This is a genomic window from Lentzea sp. NPDC020367 (genome assembly GCF_044387305.1).
Classification (GTDB): domain Bacteria; phylum Actinomycetota; class Actinomycetes; order Mycobacteriales; family Pseudonocardiaceae; genus Lentzea.
Map to the genome: position 1 here is coordinate 344,919 of NZ_JBIRVV010000001.1, position 25,084 is coordinate 370,002.

Annotated in this window: 4 protein-coding genes; 2 read left to right on the plus strand and 2 right to left on the minus strand. The window is 69.8% G+C overall.

All coding sequences use genetic code 11. The features are described from left to right. Positions 1-4 precede the first annotated feature (4 nt). Positions 5-457, plus strand: a complete 453-nt coding sequence (locus ACH413_RS01620; RefSeq protein ID WP_360029678.1) for a winged helix-turn-helix domain-containing protein — start codon at positions 5-7, stop codon at positions 455-457. Further along, complete coding sequence (locus tag ACH413_RS01625; RefSeq protein ID WP_360029679.1) at positions 454-924, plus strand: GNAT family N-acetyltransferase; 471 nt, start codon at positions 454-456, stop codon at positions 922-924. Before ACH413_RS01620 ends, ACH413_RS01625 begins: the two co-directional genes overlap by 4 nt. Here the strand turns inward: ACH413_RS01625 and ACH413_RS01630 are convergent. Both ACH413_RS01630 and ACH413_RS01635 read right to left on the minus strand, forming a co-directional pair. Continuing rightward, a complete protein-coding gene (locus tag ACH413_RS01630; RefSeq protein ID WP_360029680.1) occupies positions 914-6,115 on the minus strand; it encodes a type I polyketide synthase in 5,202 nt (1,733 codons plus the stop codon). The genes ACH413_RS01625 and ACH413_RS01630 overlap by 11 nt on opposite strands. Before the next feature lie 28 nt (positions 6,116-6,143). After that, positions 6,144-24,797 (minus strand): type I polyketide synthase, encoded by an 18,654-nt coding sequence (locus tag ACH413_RS01635; RefSeq protein WP_360029681.1) that lies wholly within the window; start codon positions 24,795-24,797, stop codon positions 6,144-6,146. Positions 24,798-25,084: the final 287 nt, after the last annotated feature.

A 25,084-nucleotide genomic window follows, 5' to 3' on the forward strand; every position in this document is an offset into this window, starting at 1 on the left:
CGTCATGAGGTTCAGCATCACCATCGACACTGACGACGAGGACACCGCGCTGCGGCTCCTCGGCGCGTTGAACGACGTGGGCCTGATGCCCGCGGCCCAGGCGGCGGTCGAGGCGGTGGACGTCCGGATCCTGCCGGACACGCGGCAGGTGCTGGTGCACGACGTGGTGGTCGAGACGACGCGGCTGGAGTTCGAGCTGCTGCTGCACCTGTGCGAGCACACCGACCGGGTGCATCGCCGTCGTGACCTGCTGGCGGCGGTCTGGGGCGTCAACGACGACTACAGCGGTGCCCGCACGGTCGACGTGCACGTGCGGCGGATCCGGCAGAAGCTGGCCGACGCTTCGGACGTGATCCAGACCGTGCGCGGCGTCGGCTATCTGGTCGCGTCGAGCAGCCGGGTCCGGGTGGAGCGCTCGCCGAACGTCGTGCGGCTGGCGGACCGGCGCGCCGGATGACCGACGAGGTCGTCTGGACTCGGCCGGACGCTCCCGAGGTCGCCGGGATGATGGCGGAGTTGTTGCAGGAGTACGTGAGCAGGTACGGACAGGCGGCTCGGGAGCGGATGGAACGGTTCCCGGACGAGTCGCTGACACCGCCTGACGGACGGCTGATGGTGTTGCTGCGGGGCGGAACCGCCGTGGCGGGCGGCGCGTTCCGGCGGTACGACTCGGAGACCGCGGAGCTGAAGCGGATCTGGACCCACTCGTCGTACCGCCGCCAGGGCCTGGCCCGGCAGGTGCTGTCGGTGCTGGAGGCCGAGTCGGTCCGGCTCGGCTACCGGCGCCTCTACCTGACCACCGGCCCGCGCCAGCCGGAGGCACGCGGGCTGTACCTGGCGGCGGGCTACACGCCGTTGTTCGACGTGACGGTCCCGCCGGCCGGGCCGCTGCCGTTCGAGAAGGCCCTGCTCGTCAGGACGTGACGGGGCGGAAGGCCTTGAGCCAGTCCTCCATCACCTCGGCGGTGAGGTGGGCGTCCTCCTTCACCATCGCCATGTGGTCGGTGGCCACGAGCCGGATGTCGTCGGCGGGCACCGAGACGTCCTGGTTCGTGGTCACCAGATCCGTTCCCCTGACCTCGTTCGCGCACCGGACCAGCAGTTTCGGCACGGTCGTGTGGATGCCGGTGTCGATGATGCGCGGGAACCAGTGCGCCATGGCGGACAGGCGCGCGCTGTTCATGTTGACCGCGGGGGAGTCCATCGTGTTGAAGTAGTTGCTGGTGACGGACTCGAAGTCCATGCCCTCGCGGTTGTCGTAGTTGAGGCTCAGCGTGTCGAGCATGATCACGCCGTCCGGTTTGATGCCCCACGTCTCCTCGATGACGCCCGCCGCGAGGTAGGCGAGGGTGCCGCCGGAGGAGTGGCCGACGAGCACGAACGGGTCGCCGTCGCTCGCGTGCAGCACCGCCTCGGCGACCCACCGGTTGACCGCGGCGGCGTCCTTCGGAAGTGGTTCGCCTGAGCCGAACCCGATCAGCGGGAGTGCGCTGACCTGCCGTTTGCCTCGCAGGTGAGCCGCGAGCCGCGCGTACATGTGCACGCCCGCCGTCGCGCCGGGTGCGCTGATGCAGATGAGCTTGGGCAGCTTCTGCCCGTCCGCGAGCGTGACGGCCTCGGGCAGGTCGTCCAGTTCGGCGGGGGAGGAGAACATCGGGCGCAGGTTCGCGACGCCCTTGAGCATCTGCAGGCCGGCGGCGACGTTGTTCTTGGTCACGGCCTCCATGAAGAGCCCGAACACCGTGTCCTCCGCGGCCACCTCGAGGCCGGTCGCGCTGGTTCCTCCACTGTGGAGGGTGCCGAGCTCGGTGACGAGGTGCTGGGCCAGGTTCGCCGGGGTCTTGTGGTCGAAGACGACTGATCCGGCGAGCTTGAGGCTGAGGAGTTCGTTGAGCTGGTTGCGCAGTTCGACGGCGATGAGGCTGTCGAAGCCGAGTTCGAGGAAGTCCTTCTGCGGGTCGACCGCGCTCGGGTCCGGGTGGCCGAGGAGTGCCGCGCTGGTGCCGGTGACCAGGTCGCGGACCATTCCCTCGCGATCCTGGGGTGTGGCGTTGCGCAGCCGGTCCAACACCGTGACGGCGGCTTTCTCCTGCGGCTGTTCTGCGTTGCCTCCCAGGAGTTTGGAGACAGGGCCTCGCTGGGCGGCGACGTGGATCGGGACCAGCAGGGGTGTGCGGTGCGCGAGTGCGGCGTCGAACAACGCGAGGCCCTGCTCGACGGCCAGCGGCGGCATGCCCGACCGTTGCATCCGGTCCATCGCGGCCTGGCTGAGCCCGGCCGTCATGCCGGAGTCCTGCGCCCACGGTCCCCAGGCGAGGCTGATGGTGTTCTCGGTGCTCTGGGCGAGGGCGTCGAGGTAGGAGTTGGCGGCCGCGTAGTTGCCCTGCCCCGCCGCACCCATCACGCCCGACACGGAGCTGTAGAGGATCAGTTGGACGTCCGTGGCGTTGCGCAGGTGCCAGGCCGCGTCGACCTTGGGCGTGAGGACGTTCGTGACGCTGTCCGGGGTGAGCGCGTCGATCAGCGCGTCCTCCAGCACGCCGGCCGTGTGGATGATGGCCTGCAAGGGTTTCTGTGCCGCGCTGAGGAGACCGGTGACGTCGTCGGCCTTCGAGACGTCGGCCGCCGCGATCGTGACCGTCGCGCCCTGTGCTTCGAGTTCCTGGCGCAGTGCGGTGGCCTTGGGCGACTCCTCGCCTCTCCGGCTGGCGAGCAGCAGGTGCTTGACGTTGTGCCTGGTGACGAGGTGTTTCGCCAACTCGGCACCAAGGCCGCCGGTGCCGCCGGTGATCAGGACCGTCTTGTCCTGGTCCCACTCGTGGTTGCCTTCGGTCTTCTGGGCTTCCTTCAGTCGTGGCACCGTCGTCTGTCCATTGCGGACCCGCACGTGCGGCTCGTCCCACGCCACCAGCTTGGGCAGCAACGCGCCGGAAACGTCCAGCCCGTCGGTGTCGAACAGCAGGAACCTTCCCGGGTTCTCCATCTGCGCGCTGCGCACGAGACCTGCCGTGGCCGCCGCGGTGAGGTCGTTCTCCCCGCTGACGAACACGATGTGCGCGCTGTAGTCGTTGGCCTCTTGGAGGATCGCGAGGACGCGCTGAGTCTGTGCGTGGGTACTTGTTGGTGTTCCGTCACCGCTGACCGCCACGATGAACACGTCGGGCTTGGTGGATTTCGCGGCCTCGGCGAGCGTCTCCCCGTATCCGGTGACGGTCTGCCCGGCGCTGTAGAGGACGTGCGCGAGGTCGAACTCGTCCCCGCCGATGATCGCCCACCTGGCCGCCGCGATGGGGCTCGCGGTGACGGTGGCGTCGACCCAGTGCAGTTCGTGCAGGGCGGGCTGGGACTTGGCCGGTCCTGTTGGTGCTGTACCGCCCCTGGGCCAGAACCGCTGTGTGTCGAACGGGTAGGTGGGCAGCGCGATCTTGTTGCCGCGGGGGTAGAACCTCTGCCAGTTGACGTTCACGCCGCTGACGTAGAGCTTCGCGAGCGCGGTGAGGACCGCCGCCGGTTCGGGTTTGTCCTTGCGCAGCGTGGGGATGCAGCCGTCGACCAGTGCGCTGAGCACTCCGGTCGGGCCGATCTCGATGAACGTGGCCTCGCCGATTGTGTTGATGTTGTCGGTGAAGCGGACCGTGTCGCGGACGTGGCTGACCCAGTAGTCGATGGTCGTGACGTCGCCGCTGGTGTGGATGTTGATGCGCGGCTTGGTGAAGGTGATGTGCTTGATGGCGTTGCGGAAGGCTCCGAGCATCGGCTCCATCAGCGGGGAGTGGAAGGCGTGGCTGACCCGCAGCTGCTTGTGCTCCCAGTTCTGCGCGATGGTCTTCGTTGGTTCTTCTTCGCCGGCGATGACGATGTCGTTGGGGCCGTTGATGGCGGCGATGTCGACCTGTGCGGTGAGGTGCTTCCTGACTTCCGCTTCCGTCGCCTTGACGGCGAACATCGCGCCGTTCTGCGGTAGGGCCTGCATGAGGCGTGCGCGTTCTTGCACGAGAGTGGCGGCGTCTTCGAGGCTGAGGACGCCGGCGACGTGCGCCGCCGCGATCTCGCCGATGGAGTGGCCGGCGACGTGGTCGGGTTTGAAGCCGTAGCTCTCCAGAAGCCGGTAGAGGGCCACCTGCAGGGCGAACAGTGCCGGCTGGGTGGTGCCGGTCTGGTTGAGCGCGTCCTCGTTCGTGCCCCACATGGCGTCGTCGAGGTCCACGTCGAGGTGTTGGGCGACGTTGTCGAACGCGGTGCGGAAGGTGTCGGAGGTTTCGTAGAGGTCCTTGCCCATGCCGAGGCGTTGGGCGCCCTGGCCGCTGAAGAGAGCGGCTACCGGTTTGCGCTGGGTCTGGCCGCTCGCGAGGGTGGCGCCGTTGAGGAGGACGGCTCGGTGCTCGAAGCCGGTGCTGCGGGTGGTGAGGAGGGAATGGCCGAGGTGTGCGGGGTTCGTGCCGCTCTTGATGAGTTCGCGGACCTGCTCGGCTCGCGCTTCCAGAGCGCGCGCGGACTTCGCGGACACGACCAGAGGAGCCTCGTCTGCCGATGTGGAGGTCGCGCCGAAGCCGAACGGGCACACCGCGCCCTGCCCGTCGCCGGTCGTCTTGTTCTGTCCGTTGGTGGGAGCTGTGCTCTGCCCGCTGTCAGCAGCCGCGGTCTGTCCGTCGCCCGGCGTTGATGCCCGCCCGCCGTTCGGAATCGATCCCGATTGGCCGGCCCCCTGGGGGGATCCACCCCCCATCCCAATCATCTCAGGCAGGTCTGACAATTCCGGGGCTTCCTCGATGATCACGTGCGCGTTCGTCCCCGACACGCCGAACGACGAGATCCCCGCCCGCCGCGGCTGCTCCCCGCGCGGCCACGGCTCCGCCTCCGTCAGCAGCGCGATGTTGCCCGCCGCCCAGTCCACGTGCGACGACGGCGCGCTCACGTGCAGCGTCCGGGGGAGCGTCTCCCGCTGCAACGCCATCACCATCTTGATCACGCCCGCCACGCCCGCGGCCGCCTGCGTGTGCCCGATGTTCGACTTCACCGCGCCCAGCCGCAGCGGCTCGGCCCGTTCGGCGCCGTAGGTCGAGAGCAGCGCCTGCGCCTCGATCGGGTCACCCAGCACGGTCCCGGTGCCGTGCGCCTCGACCGCGCCCACCTCGTCGGCCGCCAACCCCGCCGAGGCCAGCGCCGCCTGGATCACCCGCCGTTGCGAGGGGCCGTTCGGCGCGGAAAGGCCGTTGGACGCGCCATCTTGGTTGACGGCGCTGCCCACCACCACGGCGAGCACGGGGTGTCCGTTGCGTTGTGCGTCCGAGAGCTTCTCCACCAACAACACGCCAACGCCCTCGGACCAACCGGTCCCGTCGGCGTCATCGGAGAAGGCCTTGCAACGCCCAGAAACCGCGAGGCCGCCCTGACGCGTGAAGCCGGCGAAGTTCGACGCCGTCGCCATGACCGTGACGCCACCCGCGACCGCGAGCGAGCACTCGCCGTTGCGCAGCGCAGCAGCAGCGAGGTGCAACCCGACGAGAGAAGAAGAACACGCCGTGTCGATGGTGACGGCAGGACCCTCGAAACCGAACGTGTACGAGATACGGCCCGAGATGACGCTTGCGGCCGTGCCCATTCCGGCGTGACCCTCGACGTCCTCCTCCGACGCGATCAGCACGTGTCCGTAGTCCTGGCCGTTCGTGCCGACGAACACGCCCGTTTCGCTGCCACGCAACGACGCCGGGTCGATGCCCGCACGCTCGATGGCCTCCCACGTGGTCTGCAGCAGCAGCCGTTGCTGAGGGTCCATCGCGAGAGCCTCACGCGGCGAGATGCCGAAGAAACCGGGGTCGAACTCCGCCGCGTCGTACAGGAACCCGCCCTGCAACGTCGCGGAGTCCCCGCCCGCCAGCGTTCCCAGGTCCCAGCCGCGGTCCGTCGGGAAACCGGTGATCGCGTCACGGCCCTCCGAGACCAGGTCCCACAGGTCCTCGGCGGAACGCACGTCGCCCGGGAAGCGGCACGCGATGCCGACGATCGCGATCGGCTCGTGGCGCCCGGACTCGACCTCCTCCAGCCGTTGACGCGTTTCGTGCAGGTCAGCCGTGACCCACTTCAGGTACTCAACGAGCTTCTCTTCGTTCGGCATCGCCGGAAACCTTCCGTCGTGAAGTGGGTCAGCGCTCGGTGCGTCGGCCGAGCTCGTTGTCGATGAACGCGAACACGTCGTCCGCGGAGGCCTCGGTGAGGCGTTCGCGCGCGGCTTCCTTCTTGGCCGTGCCGCCGTACTGGGCGAGCAGCTTGCGCAGCCGCGCCGCGACCCCCGGCGTTCCGGCGGCGAGCGCGATCTCCACCTGGTCGAGCTCGGTGGTGAGCGCGGGCCGTTCGTCCTGCGCGCTGACCAGCAGGCCGTGCAGGTGCGCGGCCAGTTCGGCGGGCGTCGGGTAGTCGAAGACGAGCGTCGCCGCGAGCTTGAGCCCGGCGGCGGCCGCGATGCTGTTGCGCAGCTCCACGGCGGTCAGCGAGTCGAAACCGAGGTCGCGGAACTGCTTGTCGTGGTCGATCGCCACGGGCGTCGCGTGCCCGAGGACGCCGGCCGCGTGCCCGCGCACCAGGTCGAGGACGTGCTGGAGCTGGTCCTCCGCGGGCAGCGCCGCCAGCGTCGCTCCGTAGTCCACAGTGGACGCCCCTGCTGCCCGCTTGCCGCCGCGGACCAGACCGCGCAACACCGCCGCGACGGGCCCGTCCGAACGCCCGGTGCTGATCCGCGCCGGCACCAGGAACGCCTCGTCACGCGACGTGGCGTCGTCGAACAGCCGCATGCCCTCCTCGACGGTCAAAGGCGGCATCCCGCCCCGCCCCATGCGATCGATGGCGCTGTCCTGCAGATGCGCCGTCATGCCACTCGACTGCGCCCACGGACCCCACGCCAGCGACGTCGCCGGCAGCCCCTGCTCGCGCCGATGGACGGCGAGTGCGTCCAGGAACGCGTTCGCGGCGGCGTAGTTGCCCTGTCCCGGCGCGCCCACGATGCCCGAGACCGACGAATACAGCACGAACGCCTTGAGCTTCTGCGTCTTCGTGGCCTCGTGGAGGTTCCACGCGCCGTTGACCTTGGGCGTGAGGACGGTGGCGAGCCGCTCCGGCGTCAACGAGCCGATGATGCCGTCATCGAGCACACCCGCCGTGTGGATGACGGCCGTCAACTCGACGCCCTTCAACACCTTCCGTACCGCCTTGAGGTCGGCGGTGTCGCAGGCGGCGATCGTGACGTCCGCACCGTGCGCCGTCAGTTCCGCCTGCAACGCAACGGCTTCCGGCGCATCCGGTCCGCGCCGCGAGACCAGCAGCAGCCGCTGGGCACGCCGTTCCGCGACGAGGTGGCGCGCCAGCTCCGCGCCCAGCCCACCCGTTCCGCCGGTGATGAGCACCGTGCCGTCCGGATCCCATTTCGCGGTCTCCACGGCGTCGGTGACGCGGGCAAGCCGAGCGACCTGGACCTGCCCGTCCCGCACTCGCGCCTGCGTCTCGCCCACGTCCAGCAACCCGATCGGCAGCGGCGCGGAGTCGTCCGTGTCGACCAGCAGGAACCGTCCGGGGTTCTCCGACTGCGCCGACCTGACCAGCCCCCACACCGTCGACGCCGCCAGGTCGTCGCCGCGCTTCACGAACACGACCCGCTCGTCCTGCTGAACCGTGTGAAGTGCCTGCACAGCAAGAGAATGAGCTTCCTCGACGTAGTTCTCGCCGCCACTGATCTCGACGACGGCCGCCTCAGCCTCGGCGAACCGCGGCGCGGGCACCCACTCCAGCCGGAACAGCGAATCCTGCTGCTGTTGTTTCGTCAGAGGCGAGCCGAGGACCACGGTCCGTGCCGAGAACACCGGCGACCCTTGCCCGTCAACGGCGTCGATCGCGCCGCCCAGATGCCGGACCCTCAGCGTCGACGCACCGATCGCGTGCAACGACAGGCTCCGCCACTCCAGCGGCACGTCCTCGCTGAGCATCGCCTTCTGGATGAGCTCGGGATGCACGCCGTACTGGTTGGTGTCGCCGGATTCCAGCGACACCTCGGCGAACGTGGCGTCCCCGAGCTGCCACGTGTTCTCCCCGATCTCGACGGCACCCTTCGGCGGCCACTCACCGACCGGGAAGTCGCTCGCGTACTCACCTTCTCCGAGCACACCACTCGCCAGCAGCACCCATTCGTCACCCTGTCGCGTGTGGACGGTGAGCTGCCGCTTTCCTTCTTGTAGCGGCGAAACCGACACCTGCAACACGCCTGCCGTCAACGGCCCGCTGACGACCAGCTCCTCGACGAGCCCGCACCCGACCTGATCGGCCGCCCGGAACGCGATCTCCGCGAACGCAGCCTCGGGGTGGTCTTCCGTGAGCCTGTTGGTGAACACCACGGCATCGGACCCGGCGAGCGTCATCGCGGCACCGAGCACCGGGTGGTCCACCGGCCCGAGCCCGACCGCGGCGACGTCACCGGCGTTCTTGCGCGGCGTGGGCCAGTACCGGTCGTGCTGGAACGGATAGGTGGGCAGCTTGATCTTCTTGTTCTCCGGGAAGAACGGCGCCCAGTCGACGTCCACCCCTTGCACGAACAACCGCGCAAGCGCCGTCGTCCACGCCGTGACCTCGTCCTTGTCCTTGCGCAGCGCCGGAATCGCACCGTCGACCAGCGCGCTCAGCACCCCGTCCGGCCCGATCTCCAGGAACGTGGCGTCGCCGATGTGCGCAACGTTGTCCGCGAACCGCACAGCGTCCCGCACGTGCCGAACCCAGTGCTCGGCCGTCGTGACATCACCGGTGGCCTGCACCGGGATCTTCGGCTCCTGGAAACGGATGTGCTGGATGGCGTCGCGGAAGTCGTCGAGCATCGGGTCCATGAGCGGGGAGTGGAACGCGTGGCTGACCTTGAGCTGCTTGTGCTCCCAGTTCCCGGCGATCTTCCGCGCCTGCGCCTCGTCGCCCGCGATGACCACTGCGTTCTCCCCGTTGACCGCCGCGATGGACACGGCGTCGTTGAGGTGCTTGATGACCTCGCTCTCGCTCGCCCTGACCGCGAACATCGCACCGTTGGCGGGCAACGCCTGCATCAGGTTCGCGCGCGCTCGGACGAGCGTTGCCGAGTCTTCGAGACTGAACACGCCGGCGACATGCGCCGCCGCGATCTCGCCGACCGAGTGCCCGGTGACCACGTCGGCCTCGACGCCGAAGCTCTCGGCGAGCCGGTGGAGAGCGACCTCGATCGCGAACAGCGCGGGTTGCGTCCTGGCCGTGCTGTTCAGCGCGGCTTCGTCCGTGCCCCAGACGACGTTCTTGATGCGGAGGTGTCGATCGACCTCGTCGAACGCCGTCTTGAACGCCTCGAACCGCTCGTACAGCTCCCGGCCCATCCCGAGCCGCTGCGAGCCCTGCCCGGAGAACAACACGGCGAGCTTCTTCTTGCTCGCCTGTCCGGTGGCGATTTCGGCGCCGTCGAGCAGGACCGCCCGGTGGTCGAAGCGCGACCGGCTGAGCAGGGAGAACCCAACGTCGTGCGCGCTCGCCCCGGTTCGTTCGGCGAAGTCCGTGATCCGCTCGATCTGAGCGTGCAGCGAATCGGGGGACTTCGCCGAAACAACGACGGGGGCCCCCTTGGGGGGACGCGAAGTCCCCACTCCAATCGTCGCACGCGAGACGGACGATTCCGAGTCGGCAAGATCGACAAGGGGCGGGTTGTCCACAGGCCCGGAGTTGTCCACAGATTCCAGCGCGCCCCTCTGACCAGCGCTCACGGCCGGTACGCTGGAAATTGGGGGGATCCCCGCGGCCGGCGCCTCCAAGATCACGTGCGCGTTCGTCCCCGAGATGCCGAACGACGAGACGCCCGCGCGCCGAGGCCGGTCCACCGCGGGCCACGCGGTCGCCGAAGTCAGCAGCGACACCGACCCCGCCGACCAGTCCACGTGCGACGACGGTGCGGTGACGTGCAGCGTGCGCGGCAGGACGCCGTGCCGCATCGCCATCACCATCTTGATCACCGACGCGACGCCCGACGCGGCCTGCGAGTGGCCGATGTTCGACTTCAACGAACCCAGCAGCAGTGGTTCCGCGCGGTCCTGGCCGTAGGTCGCGAGCAGTGCCTGCGCCTCGATCGGGTCGCCCAAGGCCGTTCCGGTGCCGTGCGCTTCCACGGCGTCCACATCGGAGGTCGACAACCCAGCAGCAGCGAGCGCCGCACGGATCACACGTTGCTGCGACGGACCGTTGGGTGCGGTCAGGCCGTTGGACGCGCCATCCGAGTTCACCGCAGAGCCGCGCACGATCGCGAGCACGTCATGCCCAGCAGCGAGTGCATCGGACAGACGCTCGACCACGAGCACGCCGACGCCCTCGGCCCATGCAGTGCCATCGGCGGAATCGGAGAACGCCTTGCAACGGCCGTCACGCGCGAGGCCGCCTTGCTGGCTGAACTCCATGAAAGTGCCCGGCGACACCAACGTTTGCACGCCGCCTGCGAGCGCCAGAGTGCACTCACCGTTCCGTAGCGCGGACACGGCCATGTGCAGCGCCACCAACGACGACGAGCACGCCGTGTCGACCGTGATCGACGGTCCTTCCAGACCGAGTACGTAAGAGAGGCGGCCGGACACGACGCTCGGAGACGTTCCGGTGCTGGAGAAGCCCTCACGGGCCTGTTCGGAGTTGATCACCAGCTGGCCGTATTCGAGGCCGCCGGCACCGAGGAAGACGCCGGTGCGCGACCCGCGCAGGGCCAGCGGGTCGAGGCCGCCGTGTTCGAGGGCCTCCCAGGCGGTCTCGAGGACGAGGCGCTGGTTCGGGTCCATCGCGACGGCCTCGCGCGGGGAGATGCCGAAGAACGCCGGGTCGAAGTCCGCGATGCCGTTCAGGAAGCCGCCGTGGCCGGTCACCGACTGCCCGTCGCCGTCGCCGACCACGCCCGCGTCCCAGCCGCGGTCCGCAGGGAAGCCGCTGATCGCGTCCCGTCCGGCCGCCACCAGGTCCCAGAGCTGGTCAGGGCTCATGACGTCGCCGGGGAACCGGCAGCCGATGCCCACGATCGCGATCGGCTCGTCGCTGACGGCGCCCGCGAACGACTCGGTCTCGGCGGTGCCGCCGAACAGTTCGACGGCCAGGTGGCCGGCGAGCGCCTGGGGAGTCGGGTAGTCGAAGACGAGCGTCGCCGGGAGCGTGAGGCCGGTCGCCGCGTCGAGGCGGTTGCGCAATTCGACGGACGTCAGCGAGTCGAAGCCGAGCTGGCTGAACTCCAGACCGGCGTCGATCGTCGCAGCGGTTCCGTGTCCTAGGACGGCGGCGGCTTCGGACAGCACCAGGTCCACCAGGCGGTCCGGGCCGAGCTGCACGTCGGAGCGGTTCGCCGCGGTTCGGCGCCCGCCGCGCACGAGGTCGCGCAGCAGCGGCGGCACCATGCCGTTCGTGGTGCCGCTGATCACCCGTGCGGGCACGACCTGCGCCGCGTCTGTGGTGACCGCCGCGTCGAACAGCGCCAGGCCGAGCTCCAGCGAGATCGGCGGCATCGAGGACTTCTCCAGCCGTTCGAACGCCGCCGCGTCCATCTGCCCGGTCATGCCGACCTCGGACGTCCACGCGCCCCACGCCAGCGACACCGCGTGCAGCCCAAGCGAACGCCGGTACTGGGCCAGCGCGTCGAGGAACGCGTTGCCCGCCGCGTAGTTGCCCTGGCCCGCGGTGCCGAGCACGCCGGACACCGACGAGTACAGGACGAACTGCGCCTCCGGGACGAGCGTGTGCAGGTTCCAGGCCGCATCCACCTTGGGCCGCAACACCTTCGTCAACCGCTCGGGCGTCATCGACGCGATCACACCGTCGTCCAGCACACCCGCCGTGTGCACGACGGTGGTCACTTCGTGTCCATTGAGGACGGCGGCCAGCGCGTCGTGGTCGGCGACGTCGCAGGCGGCGATCGTGACGATGGCGCCGTGCGCGATCAGTTCCGCCTGCAGCTCCACCGCACCAGGGGAGTCGGGTCCGCGCCGGCTCAGGAGCAGCAGGCTTCGTGCTCCGGACGCGACGAGGTGCCGCGCCAGTTCCGCACCCAGGCCACCGGTACCACCGGTGATCAGCACGGTGCCGGACCAGTCGACGGGCAGCGTCTCGTGCTCGCCCAGGCGCGCCAGCCGACCGGCGTGGGCGACGCCGTCCCGTACGACGAGCTGCTGCTCCTCGCTCATGAGCATGCCGGGTTCGACGGTGCTCGACTCGTCGAGGTCGATCAGCAGGAAACGTCCGGGATCCTCGGCTTGCGCGGCCCGCACCAGGCCCCAGACCGCCGACGCACCAAGATCGCGGACAGGCTCCTGAGCGCCCCGCGTGACGAACACCGTGCGCTCGTCGGCGTTCTGTAGAACCTCCAACGCCTCGATCGTCGCCCGGTGTGCGGCCTCGGCGTCGATGCCGCCCCGGACCTCGACGATTCGGGCGTTGATCTCGGACGCCTCGCCGAGTCGCGCCGGCACCCAGTTCACCTGGAACAACGCCTCACGCACCCGCTGGTCCTGCGGAACCTCAGGCACGTGCACGGTCAACGCGCGCACGGACAACACGGGGTTGCCCTCGGCATCGGCGGCCGCAACCTCGACCGAGTCACCGTTGCGCGTGAGCTGGACCTTCAGCCGCTCCGGGCCGATGGCGTGCAGCGACACGTCTCGCCACTCGAACGGCACGCCCTCACCGAGCAGTTCGCTCGTGCCTTCGAGGGCCTGCGCCAACAACAACGGGTGCACACCGAACGTGGCGGCGTCGTCCACGCCGTCGGGCAGTTCGACCTCGACGCCGTCACCGGTGAACGTCGCGTGGTACGGCTCGGTGGTGAGCGTGCCAGTGGCGTGCTCCACCCACGTGTCGCCGTGCTGGGCGTGCACGCTCACCGTGCGCTTGCCGTCCTGCGGTGGGCCGACGCGCACCTGCACGGCGACGGCGTCACGTTCCGGCAGACGCAACGGCACGGCCGTGGCGAGGTGTTCGACGCGATCGCAGCCGACGAGGTCTCCCACGCGGATCGCGAAGTCCAGGAACCCGGTCGCCGGGAACGTCTCGCCGAGCCACGGATGCGTCGCCTTCGCGAGCCGTCCGCTGAGCACCAACTCGTCAGTGCCCGCGACGGTGACCGCCGCGCCGAGAAGCGGGTGTCCGCCCGATGCGAGGCCATAGGCCGTGAGGTCACCTGTACGGCCGCCGACGGATGCCTTCGGCCAGAACCGCTCGCGCTCGAAGGCGTACGTCGGGATGTTGATTTGTACACCTCGAATCAACATCTGAGTCAAGTCAACATTGATTCCGTCAACATGTACTTGACTGAGTGCAGTCATCAAGCTGTGCAGTTCAGTCCTGTCACGCCTCAACGTCGGCACGCCGTCAACCAGGGCCGACAGGACGCTGTCCGGTCCGACCTCGATGAACCGCGTGACGCCCTTGCTCCTGAGCGACTGGACGTTGTCGTGGAACCGGACGGTGTCGCGGACGTGGTTCACCCAGTAGTCGACGGTGGCGACGTCGCCGGATGTTGACATTCCTACAACCGGTGCGTGGAACGTGAGCCCGCTGATCGCCTCGCGGAAGTCGTCGAGCATCGGCTCCATCAACGGCGAGTGGAACGCATGGCTGACGCGGAGTCGCTTGTGCTTCCAGTTGGCCGCGATCGTGACGGCTTCTTGCTCGTCGCCGGCGATGACGACGGAGTTGAGAGCGTTGACGGCCGCGATCGACACGTTGCGGGTGAGGTGCGGCGTGACCTCGGCCTCGGTGGCCTGGATCGCGATCATCGCGCCGGTCTGCGGGAGGGCCTGCATGAGGCGGGCGCGTGCCTGGACGAGCTTGGCGGCGTCTTCGAGGGTGAGGACTCCGGCGACGTGGGCGGCCGCGATCTCGCCGATGGAGTGGCCCGCGACGTGGGCGGGCTTGATCCGGAACTCCTCCAGCAGCCGGAACAGCGCCACCTCGAACGCGAACAGGGCGGGCTGCGCGTTGCCGGTCTGGTCGAGCGCGTCGGCGTCAGTGCCCCAGATGAGGTCGCGCAGGCCCGGTTCGAAGTGGGCGAGGACGGCGTCGAACGTGTCCGCGAACGTGCTGAACCGCTCGTACAGGTCCTTGCCCATGCCGAGGCGCTGCGAGCCCTGGCCGGAGAAGAGCACCGCGAGCGTGTGCTCGCCGGCGATCCCGTTCGCGACTTCCTCGCCGTCGATCAGGACCGCGCGATGGGCGAACCGCGACCGCTTCGACAGGGTGTGGGCGACGTCGAGCGGGTTCGCTCCGGCGGCGAGAACGGCCTTGATCCGCTCGACCTGGGCGCGCAGCGAGCCCGCTGATTTCGCCGACACGAGCAACGGCACCGCACTCGCCGCGCCTGGCGTGCCCGCCGTGTCTGCGGGGTTCGCCTCGCCGTTCGGGATCGATTCGGATTGGCCGGCCCCCTGGGGGGAACTACCCCCCATCCCAATCATCTCAGGCAGGTCTGACAGTTCTGGGGCGCTCGGCGCTTCCAAGATCACGTGCGCGTTCGTCCCCGAGATGCCGAACGACGAGACGCCCGCGCGCCGAGGCCGGTCCACCGCGGGCCAGGCGGTGGTGGAGGTCAGGAGTTCGACGGCGCCCGTGGACCAGTTGATGTGGGACGACGGCGAGGTGACGTGCAGGGTGCGGGGGAGTTGGCCGTGGTGCATCGCCAGCACCATCTTGATGACGCCCGCCGCGCCCGCTGCCGCCTGTGTGTGGCCCAGGTTGGACTTCACGGAGCCGAGCAGCAGTGGTTCGGCGCGGTTTTGGCCGTAGGTGGCCAACAGGGCGTGCGCCTCGATCGGGTCGCCCAGGACGGTGCCCGTGCCGTGGGCCTCGACGGCGTCCACATCGGACACCGACAGGCCGCCCGAGGCGAGGGCCGCGCGGATCACGCGTTGCTGCGAGGGGCCGTTCGGGGCGGTGAGGCCGTTGGAGGCGCCATCGGAGTTGAACGCCGAACCGCGGACCAGGGCGAGGATCGGGTGTCCGGCGGCGACAGCGTCGGAGTGGCGCTCTACCACCAGGACGGCCACGCCTTCGGACCAGACCGTGCCGTCCGCGGAGTCGGAGAACGCCTTGCACAGGCCGTCCTGGGCGAGTCCGCCCTGGCGGGAGAAGCCCGAGAACGAGGTGGGGGTCGCCATGACCGTGACGCCGCCGGCCAGGGCCAGGGAGCATTCGCCGCCGCGCAGTGACTGGGCGGCCAGGTGCAGCGCGACCAGGGCTGAGGAGCAGGCGGTGTCGACGGTGACGGCGGGTCCTTCCAGGCCCAGCGCGTAGGAGATTCGGCCGGAGATCACCGATGCGGCCAGGCCCGTGCCCGCGTGGCCTTCGAGGTCTTCGTTGGAGGCCATCACGACGTGTTGGTAATCCTGGCCGTTGGTGCCGACGAAGACGCCGGTCCGTGAGGCTCGCAACTGAGCGGGATCGATGCCCGCGCGTTCGAAGGCCTCCCAGGAGGTTTCGAGCAGCAGGCGTTGTTGCGGGTCCATCGCGAGGGCTTCGCGCGGGGAGATGCCGAAGAAGGACGCGTCGAAGTCCGCGGCGCCGTCGAGGAAACCGCCGCGGATGGGTTCGGTCGTGTCCCAGCCGCGGTCCGCCGGGAACGAGGTGATCACGTCCTCGCCCGCCATCAGCACGCGCCACAGGTCGTCCGGCGAGTCGATGCCGCCGGGGAAGTGGCAGGCCATGCCGACGATCGCGATGTCGTCGGTGTCCGCGAGGCGAACGTGCTCCTCGGCGATGACGGAGGTGTCGCCGAGGAGCTCGTCCAGCAGGAACTCCGCGAGCGCCAGCGGTGTCGGGTAGTCGAACACCAGGCTGGCGGGCAGCGCGAGTCCCGTGATCGAGGAGAGGTGGTTGCGCAGGTCGACGGCGGTCAGCGAGTCGAAACCGATGTCGCGGAACGCCTTGTCGGACGCGACCGCCTCCTTGCCCGCGTGTCCGAGCACCACCGCCGCACGCTCGCGGACGAGGTCGAGCACCGGGCCGACGCGTTCGTCGGCGGGCAGGGATCGCAGCGAACGCCGGAACTCCGCGGCGGCCGAGTCGCTCTCGGCGCGGGCGGCGGCGAGTTCGTCCAGGGCCTCGCGGGCGCCGGGCAGTTCGGACATCACCGGCGTCGGGCGCAGGCTCAGCAACGCCATCAGCAGCTGCGGCGCGCGTAGGTCCGCGACGACCGCCGTGGGCGTGCCGTGTGCGACGAGGTGGCGCAGCGCGGTGATCGCGAGCTCCGGGTCCAGCGACGCCGCGCCGACCTGCTTGATGTGCTCGGCGACGCGGTCGTCGCCCGCCATGCCGTCGCCCGCCCAGGCGCCCCAGGCGATCGACGTCGCGGCACGACCTGCCTGGTGGCGTTGCTGGGCGATCGCGTCGAGCACGGAGTTCGCGGCGGCGTAGTTGCCCTGGCCCATGTTGCCGACCGAGCCCGCCACCGACGAGAACAGCACGAACGCGTCCAGGTCCATGCCGCGCGTCAGGTCGTCGAGAACGAACGCCGAGTTCACCTTCGACTCGAACACCTTGGTGAACGCGTCGGGCGTCAGGCTGTCGAACATCATGTCGTCGAGCACACCGGCCGCGTGCACGACGGCCTTGACGTCCGGCGTCAGCAGCTCGGCGACAGCGTCCCGGTCGGCGACATCACACGCCACGACAACGGTTTCCGCTCCGAGCGCGGTGATCTCGGCCCGGAGGTCCACAGCGCCTGGGGAACCGAGGCCGCGCCTGCTGACCAGGACGATCTTCGCGGCGCCGCGCTGAGCGAAGTCACGGGCCAGGTGCGCGCCGAGAGCGCCGGTACCACCGGTGATCACCACGGTTCCGGACGGCGTCCACTCGACACCGTTCGCTTGCGCGCCAACGACAACGCGCCTGCCGAACACCCCGGCGGACCGGACCGCCGCCTGGTCCTCGTCGCTGGACAGCACGCACGTGAACCGGTGCGCGATGCGGTCGTCGATGTCGTCCGGCAGGTCGATCAGACCGCCCCAGCGCTGCGGGTACTCCAGCGACGCGACGCGTCCCAGGCCCCACACACCGGTCTGCCACGGTTGCGTGAGCAGGTCGTGGCGTCCGGTCGACACCGCGCCGCGCGTGATGACCCACAACGGCGCGTTGATGTCCACGTCGCCCAACGCCTGGATGAGCGCGGTCGTGCCGACTACCGGCGCCAGTTCGTCGAGATCGTCCAGCGCCAGCAACGAGATCACGCCCGTGTAGCGCTTCTGGTTGAACTCGACCAGCTGCCCGGTCAGGTACTCGCGGTCGGCCCATGCCACCTCGAGCACCGTGACGTCGTTGCCGAGAGAGGCGAGCAACGTCTGCACCCAGGCGTCCTCGGACAGCGACATCGGCACTGCGACGAACCACGCGCCTTGCGCGGGCTTGAGGCCCGTGATGGGCGTCCACGACTCCTCGTGCAGCCAGGAGTCCACAGTGGACTTCGCGGATCGTTTCTGCCGCCAGGCCGACAGGCCCGGCAGCACGCCGGCCCACGTCTGCGGGTCCATGTCGAGCGTGGTGGCGAGTTGAGTGGCGTCCTGCTGCTCGACGGCGGCCCAGAACTCGGCGTCGATCGGGTCGCGGCCGGCCGCCGGTGCCTGGGCGATCTCCGGCCAGTAGCGCTCGTGCTGGAACGGGTAGGTGGGCAGGTCGATCGTGCGGCCTTCGAGCTGCCAGTCGACCTTGACGCCGATGACGTGCAGGCGGGCCAGCGCGGTCAGCCACGCGTCGGTCTCGGTCCGGTCGCGGCGCTGGGCGGGGACGGCGTCGGTGAGACCGCTCAGGACGCCGTCGGGGCCGATCTCCAGGAACGCGTTGGCGCCCTTGGCTTTCAGGGCTTCGACGTTGTCGTGGAAGCGGACGGTGTCGCGGACGTGCTGCACCCAGTACTCGGGGTCGGTGACGTCCGCCTGCGTTTGGATCGGGATTTGCGGCTGGTGGAAGGTGAGGGTGCTGATGGCTTCGCGGAAGTCGTTGAGCATCGGTTCCATCAGCGGGCTGTGGAACGCGTGGCTCACCTTGAGGCGGGTGGACTTGCGGCCCTTGAGCTTGGCGGCGATCCGCTGTGCTTCGTTTTCGTCGCCTGCAATGACGACGGAGTTCTCCGCGTTGACGGCGGCGATGGAGACGTTCTCGGTGAGGTGCGGGGTGATCTCGGCTTCGGTGGCCTGGATCGCGATCATCGCGCCGGTCTGCGGGAGGGCCTGCATGAGGTGGGCGCGGGCCTGGATGAGTTTGGCGGCGTCTTCGAGGGTGAGGACGCCGGCGACGTGGGCGGCCGCGATCTCGCCGATCGAGTGGCCCGCCAGGTACTTCGGGGTGAGGCCGGTGCTTTCGGCGAGGCGGTAGAGGGCGACCTCGAAGGCGAACAGGGCGGGCTGCGTGTTGCCGGTCTGGTTGAGCGCGTCGGCGTCGTCGCCCCACATGACCGGGGTGACGTCGAGGTGCTGGGAGATCTCGTCGAGTGCGGCTTTGAAGACCGGCTGGGTTTCGTACAGCTCCTTGCCCATGCCGAGGCGTTGGGCGCCTTGGCCGCTGAACAGGAATGCGAGCGTTTTGGGGGAGGCGATGCCTTCTGCCAGTGTCGTGCCGTCTCGCAGCACGGCGCGATGGTCGAACGTCACGCGGTGGTGCAGCAGGGAGTAGGCGACGTCTTGTGCGTTCGCACCGCTCTGGACGAGGGCGTTGATCTGGTCGATCTGGGCTTGGAGGGCTTCGGGCGACTTCGCGGACACGAGCAACGGCGCCGGGCCCGTCGAATTCGGGGCGCTTGCCGAGGCCCGCGCGCTCTTCGGGATCGATTCGGATTGGCCGGCCCCCTGGGGGGAACTACCCCCCATCCCAATCATCTCAGGCAGGTCTGACAATTCCTGGGCCGTCGGAGCGGCCTCGATGATCACGTGGGCGTTGGTGCCGGACAGGCCGAACGACGAGATGCCGGCGCGATGAGGGCGGTCTACCGCGGGCCACGGGGTGTTCTCGGTCAGCAGCGACACGTTGCCCGCCGACCAGTCCACGTGCGAGGTCGGCGACGTCACGTGCAGCGTGCGCGGGAGCACGCCGTTGCGCAGCGACAGGACGAGCTTGATCACGCCCGCGACGCCGGCGGCGGCCTGGGCGTGGGCGATGTTCGACTTGATGGAACCCAGCAGGAGCGGCGACGTGCGGTTCTGCCCGTACGTCGCCAGCAGTGCCTGGGCCTCGATCGGGTCGCCCAGGACGGTGCCGGTGCCGTGCGCCTCGACGGCGTCGACGTCCGAAGTGGACAGACCGGAGTTGGCGAGGGCCTGGCGGATCACGCGTTGTTGCGCGGGGCCGTTCGGGGCGGTCAGGCCGTTCGAGGCGCCGTCCTGGTTGATGGCGGAACCGCGCACTACGGCGAGGATCTGGTGGCCCGCGCGCAGGGCGTCGGACTGGCGTTCGATCACCAGCACGCCGACGCCTTCCGCCCAGCCCGTGCCGTTGGCGTCCTCGGAGAACGAACGGCAGCGCGCGTCACCGGCCAGGCCGCCCTGGGCGTTGAAACCGGCGAAGCTCATCGGGGTCGACATCACCGTCACGCCGCCGACCAGGGCCATCGTCGACTCGCCGGAGCGGATCGAGTTCACGGCCAGGTGCAGGGCGACCAGCGAGGCCGAGCAGGCGGTGTCGACGGTGAGGGCGGGGCCTTCGAGGCCGAAGGTGTAGGAGAGGCGGCCGGAGATCACCGCGGACGACAGGCCCGTTGACGCGTGGCCCTCTACCTCGTTGCGGGAGCGCAGGATCAGGTTCGTGTAGTCCTGGCCGTTCGTGCCGATGTAGACGCCGGTCTTCGTGCCGCGCAACGACGTCGCGTCGATGCCGGCTCGTTCGACGGCCTCCCAGGCGACTTCGAGGAGCTGGCGTTGCTGCGGGTCCATGGCGAGGGCTTCGCGCGGGGAGATGCCGAAGAAGCCCGCGTCGAACTGCGTCGCGCCGTGCAGGAAACCGCCCTCGACGGTGCCGCCCATCGCCTCGGCCTCCCAGCCGCGGTCGTGGGGGAACGTCGTGACGCCGTCGCCGCCGGTGACGAGCAACTGCCAGAGGTCCTCCGGCGAGTGCACGTCGCCGGGCAGGCGGCAGGCCATGCCGACGATCACGATCGGGTCGTCGAGATCGGCCTGGCCCTGGGCGACGACGTCGTCGGAGAGGCCCTCGCCGGTCAGTTCGGCCAGGAGGTGTTCGGCGACGGCCTGCGGGGTCGGGTAGTCGAAGATCAGCGTCGCGGGCAGCGAGAGGCCGGTGGCCAGGGCGAGCGCGTTGCGCAGTTCGATGGCGGTGAGCGAGTCGAAGCCGAGCGCGCGGAACTCCCTGTCCTCCGCGATCGCGCCGGCGTGGATGACCTTCGCGGCCTCCTCGCGGACCACCTCGACCACGAACGGCAGCCGGTCGGCGGACGGGAGGCCGGTGAGCTTCAGTGCCAGGTCGCCGCTGCGGGCGTTCGAGGCGGTGCGGCGACCTGGGCGGGCGCGCTCGGGCACGAACGGCGCGAGGAACGCCTCGTCGGTCCCGATCGCGGCGTCGAACAGGGCCGGGTCCCACGTGTCCATCGCGAGCGCCAGGCCCGGCAGGCCGAGACCGCGGCGGTGGGCGGCGAGGGCTTCGAGATAGCTGTTCGCGGAGGCGTGCGCGCCCTTGCCGACCGCGCCGACGACCTCGGCGACCGACGTCAGCACGACGAACGGAACGTCGCCGCACAGCGTGTGCAGCAGCCACGCCGTGTCGGCCTTGGCCTGGAAGACGGTGTCGAGCCGGTCCGGGGTCAGGGCGCCGACGACGCCGTCGTCCTGGAGGTCGGCCGCGTGCACGACCGCGGCCAGATCGTCCACGGTGGACAGGGTTTCGGGCAGCGAGTCCCAGTCGGTGATCGTGACGATCCCGCGCACCCCTGGTAGCTCGCTGAGGTGCTGCGCGATCTCGGGGACGTCACCCGTGACGACGACGGTGCCGTTCCACGAGTGTTCGGTGGAGTGGGCGGCGCGGCTGAACCGGCCGACGCGCACCTCGCCGTCGCGGACGACGGCCTGGGTCTCGCCGAGGTCGAAGAGCGACGTCAGGCCGTCCGGGAGGGAGTCCTCGACGTCCAGCAGCAGGAACCTGCCGGGGTGCTCGACCTGCGCCGACCGCACCAGGCCCCACACGCCCGCGCCCGCCAGGTCGTCTCCGGACAGGGCGCCTCGCGTGACGAACGCCAGTCGCGCGGAGGTCAGGAGCGACTCCTGGATCAGCAGCAGAGCCTGCCAGGAATCGGTGACCGGCACGAGGACGGTGTCCGGCGTGAACTCGCCCGCCAACGAGTCCACGACCGGAACACCGAGTTCGAGGAGGTCCTCGCCGAGCACGGCCCAGTCGTTGGCGCCGTGGACCTCGATCGGGACCCAGTCGAGCCGGTACAGTTCGGTGCGTTGCGTCGCCGCCAACTCGCGGAACGAGATGGCGGCGTCCAGGACCGCCTCCCCGTTGGCGTCGGCGGCGGTGAGCTGAACCTGCCCGTCCTTTTCGGACAGCCGGACGCGAAGGACTTCGGCGCCCGTGGCGTGCAGGGTGACCGAACGCCAGTCCGCGGGATCGCCTTCGACGCCGAGGAACGACGCGGCGTTCAGTGCGGCGTCCAGCAAGGCCGGGTGGATGCCGAAACCGGTGGCGTCTTGAGACAGTGCGACCTCGACGAAGATCTCGTCCTTCCGCCGCCAGACCGCGCGGAGGCTCTCGTCGTGGGAGCTGTCGACGACCTGCGCGCCCTTCGGCGGCCACACGGCGATGTTCTCAGGCTGCGTGCCGGTGCCGAGCCTGCCTTCGGCGTGCTTGACCCACTCCTGCTGGTCGGCACGCGAGTGCAGGGCGAAGCGGCCGTCGGTGCCGACGTGCAGCTGGACCTGCACGGAACCGTTGCCCGGGCGGAGCGGTTCGATCGTGGTGAGTTCCTCGACGGCGCTGTGGCCGGTGAGGTCCGCGGCTTTCAGCGCCAGCTCGACGAATCCGGCCGTGGGGAAGGCAGGCCACTGCGCGCCGGACAGCGTGCCGGTGAGGATCAGTTCGCCCGACCCGGCGACGGTCATGGCCGCGCCGAGCAGCGGGTGCCCGGCGGGGGAGAGGCCGAGTCCGGTGGCGTCGCCCGCGCTGACCGAGACCGACGGCCAGTAGGGCGCGTGCTCGAAGGCGTAGGTGGGCAGGTCGACGCGTTTGGCGTTGGGGTAGCAGGGGAGCCAGTCGACTCGCGTGCCGCTGACGTGCAGGTGGGCCAGTGCGGTTTCGAACGCCTCGACCTCGTCGCGGTCCCTGCGGATCGTCGGGATGGCGCCCTCGACCAGTGCGGCCAGGACGCCGTCCGGGCCGACCTCCAGGAACGTCTTGCCTTGCAGGGCTTGGACGTTGTCGTGGAAGCGGACGGTGTTGCGGACGTGCTGTACCCAGTACTCAGGGTCGGTGACGTCTGCGTGCGTTTGGATGGGGATTTGCGGCTGGTGGAAGGTGAGGGTGCTGATGGCGTCGCGGAAGTCGTTCAGCATCGGTTCCATCAGCGGGCTGTGGAACGCGTGCGAGACGCGGAGGCGCTTGTGCTTCCAGCGCTGGGCGAGTTCGAGGGTGGCCTCTTCTTCGCCGGCTAGGACGACAGAGGTGGGGCCGTTGACGGCGGCGATGCTGACGTTGCCGGTGAGGTGCGGCGTGACGTCGGCTTCGGAGGCTTGGACGGCGACCATCGCGCCGGTCTGCGGGAGGGCCTGCATGAGGCGGGCGCGTTCGGTGACGAGGGTTCTGGCGTCGTCGAGGCTGAGGACACCGGCGACGTGCGCGGCGGCGATCTCGCCGATGGAGTGGCCGGCTAGGTGGGTGGGTTCGACGCCGAAGTGCTGCAGGAGGCGGTAGAGCGCCACTTCGAACGCGAACAGCGCCGGTTGGGCGTTGCCTGTTTGGTTGAGCAGGTCTTCGTCGTCGCCCCAGATGATCTGTCTGAGTTCGGGGGTGGTGCAGGCGTCGAAGGCCTCGGCGAACGCTGGGTAGTGGGCGTGCAGTTGCTTGCCCATGCCGAGGCGTTGGGCGCCCTGGCCGGTGAAGAGCATCGCGAGCTCGGTGCGCTTGGCCTGGCCGGTGATCTCGGTGGTTCCGAGGAGGACGGCGCGGTGTTCGAAGAGCGTGCGGGTGGTGACGAGGGAGTGGCCGATGTCGCGCGGGTCGCCGGGGTGGGTGCGGACGCGGTCGATCTGGGCTCGCAGGGAGGCTTCGGACTTGGCCGACACGACCAGTGGCACCTGGTCTGCCGCACCCGCGCTGCCTGCTGGGGCCGGCGCGCTCTTCGGGATCGATTCGGATTGGCCGGCCCCCTGGGGGGAACTACCCCCCATCCCAATCATCTCAGGCAGGTCTGACAATTCCGGAGCGGTCGGGGCGGCCTCGATGATCACGTGCGCGTTGGTGCCCGACACGCCGAACGACGACACCGCCGCACGTCGCGCACGCTCCGACTCCGGCCAGGACCGAGCCGTGGTCACCAGGGAGACGTCACCGGCGGACCAGTCGACGTGCGTGGACGGGCGGGAGACGTGCAGAGTCGCGGGCACGACGCCGTGCTGCATCGCCTGCACCATCTTGATGATGCCCGCGACACCGGCGGCGGCCTGGGTGTGGCCGATGTTCGACTTCACCGAACCCAGCAGCAGAGGCGACGGGCGGTCCGCGCCGTACACGGCCAGCAGGCTGCGGGCCTCGATCGGGTCGCCCAGCGCGGTGCCGGTGCCGTGCGCCTCCACGACGTCCACATCGGACGGACCGAGGCCCGCGCGGTCCAGGGCGGCGCGGATGACGCGTTGCTGGGCGCGGCCGTTCGGGGCGGTGAAGCCGTTGGAGGCGCCGTCGGAGTTGACGGCCGAGCCGCGCACCACGGCCAGGACGGGGTATCCCAGGGCCTGCGCGTCGGACAGGCGGGCCAGTGCGAGGACGCCGACGCCCTCGGACCAGCCGGTGCCGTCCGCGTCGTCGGAGAACGCCTTGCAGCGGCCGTCGCGGGCCAGGCCGCCTTGGCGCGAGAACTCGACCAGCGAGCCTGGGGTGCACATGACGTTCACGCCGCCGGCCAGAGCGAGCGTGCACTCGCCGCCGCGCAGGGCGTTCACGGCCAGGTGCAGGGAGACGAGGGACGAGGAGCAGGCCGTGTCGACGGTCAGGGTCGGGCCCTCGAAGCCGAACGCGTAGGAGATCCGGCCCGACTCGGCGGAGGCGGCGATGCCGGTGCCGACGTCGCCGGTCGCGTCGTCCAGGCCGCGGATCAGGAGATGTTCGTAGTCCTGGCCGTTGGTGCCGATGAACACGCCCGTGCGGGAGCCGCGCAGGGTGGACGGGTCGAGGCCCGCTCGTTCCAGGGCCTCCCAGGAGACTTCCAGCAGCAGGCGTTGCTGCGGGTCCATGGTCACGGCCTCGCGCGGTGAGATGCCGAAGAACGCCGGGTCGAAGTCCGCCAGGCCGTGCAGGAAGCCGCCCTGCACCGACACGCTGTTGCCGCGGGCGTCGACCCCGCTGCCGAGCAACTCCTCCACGTTCCAGCCGCGGTCCGCGGGGAAGCCCGTGATCGCGTCCCTGCCGGTGGACACCAGGTCCCAGAGCTGTTCCGGGGACGTGATTCCGGCGGGGAAGCGGCAGGCCATGCCGATGATCGCCACCGGCTCACTGGCCGCGGCCACCAGTTGCCGGTTGGCACGGCGCAGGCGGTCGGCCTCCTTCACGGCCGCACGCAGCGCCTCGACAACCTTCTCACTGGAGTTGCTCATGCTCTGCGCTCCGTCAGTCCGAATCCCGCGGTGCTCCCCGAGGCGATCCTCGTTGGCACATTCGAACAGCCGGACCTGTAGTGGATTCCACAGCTTCTGCTCGTTGGGAACGTTTCCACGGCACGGTCTGGGAACGCGACCACACGGCGTGGTCCGTACGGGCGCTCGTTCCGGCGCCCGTGAATACCACGAACCCGGCACGACGACGCGTGGAATCCGAGGACGGCGCTAAAACGGGTTGCTGCGGTCAGCGGCCCGGTGTTGCATGCGAGGGCGACCGGGCCTCT

Excerpts from the sequence above, each read along its gene's own strand:
- ACH413_RS01625 (WP_360029679.1), top strand. The coding sequence starts at position 454 with ATGACCGACGAGGTCGTCTGGACTCGGCCGGACGCTCCCGAGGTCGCC.
- ACH413_RS01635 (WP_360029681.1), bottom strand. The coding sequence starts at position 24,797 with ATGAGCAACTCCAGTGAGAAGGTTGTCGAGGCGCTGCGTGCGGCCGTG.
- ACH413_RS01620 (WP_360029678.1), top strand. The coding sequence starts at position 5 with ATGAGGTTCAGCATCACCATCGACACTGACGACGAGGACACCGCGCTG.
- ACH413_RS01630 (WP_360029680.1), bottom strand. The coding sequence starts at position 6,115 with ATGCCGAACGAAGAGAAGCTCGTTGAGTACCTGAAGTGGGTCACGGCT.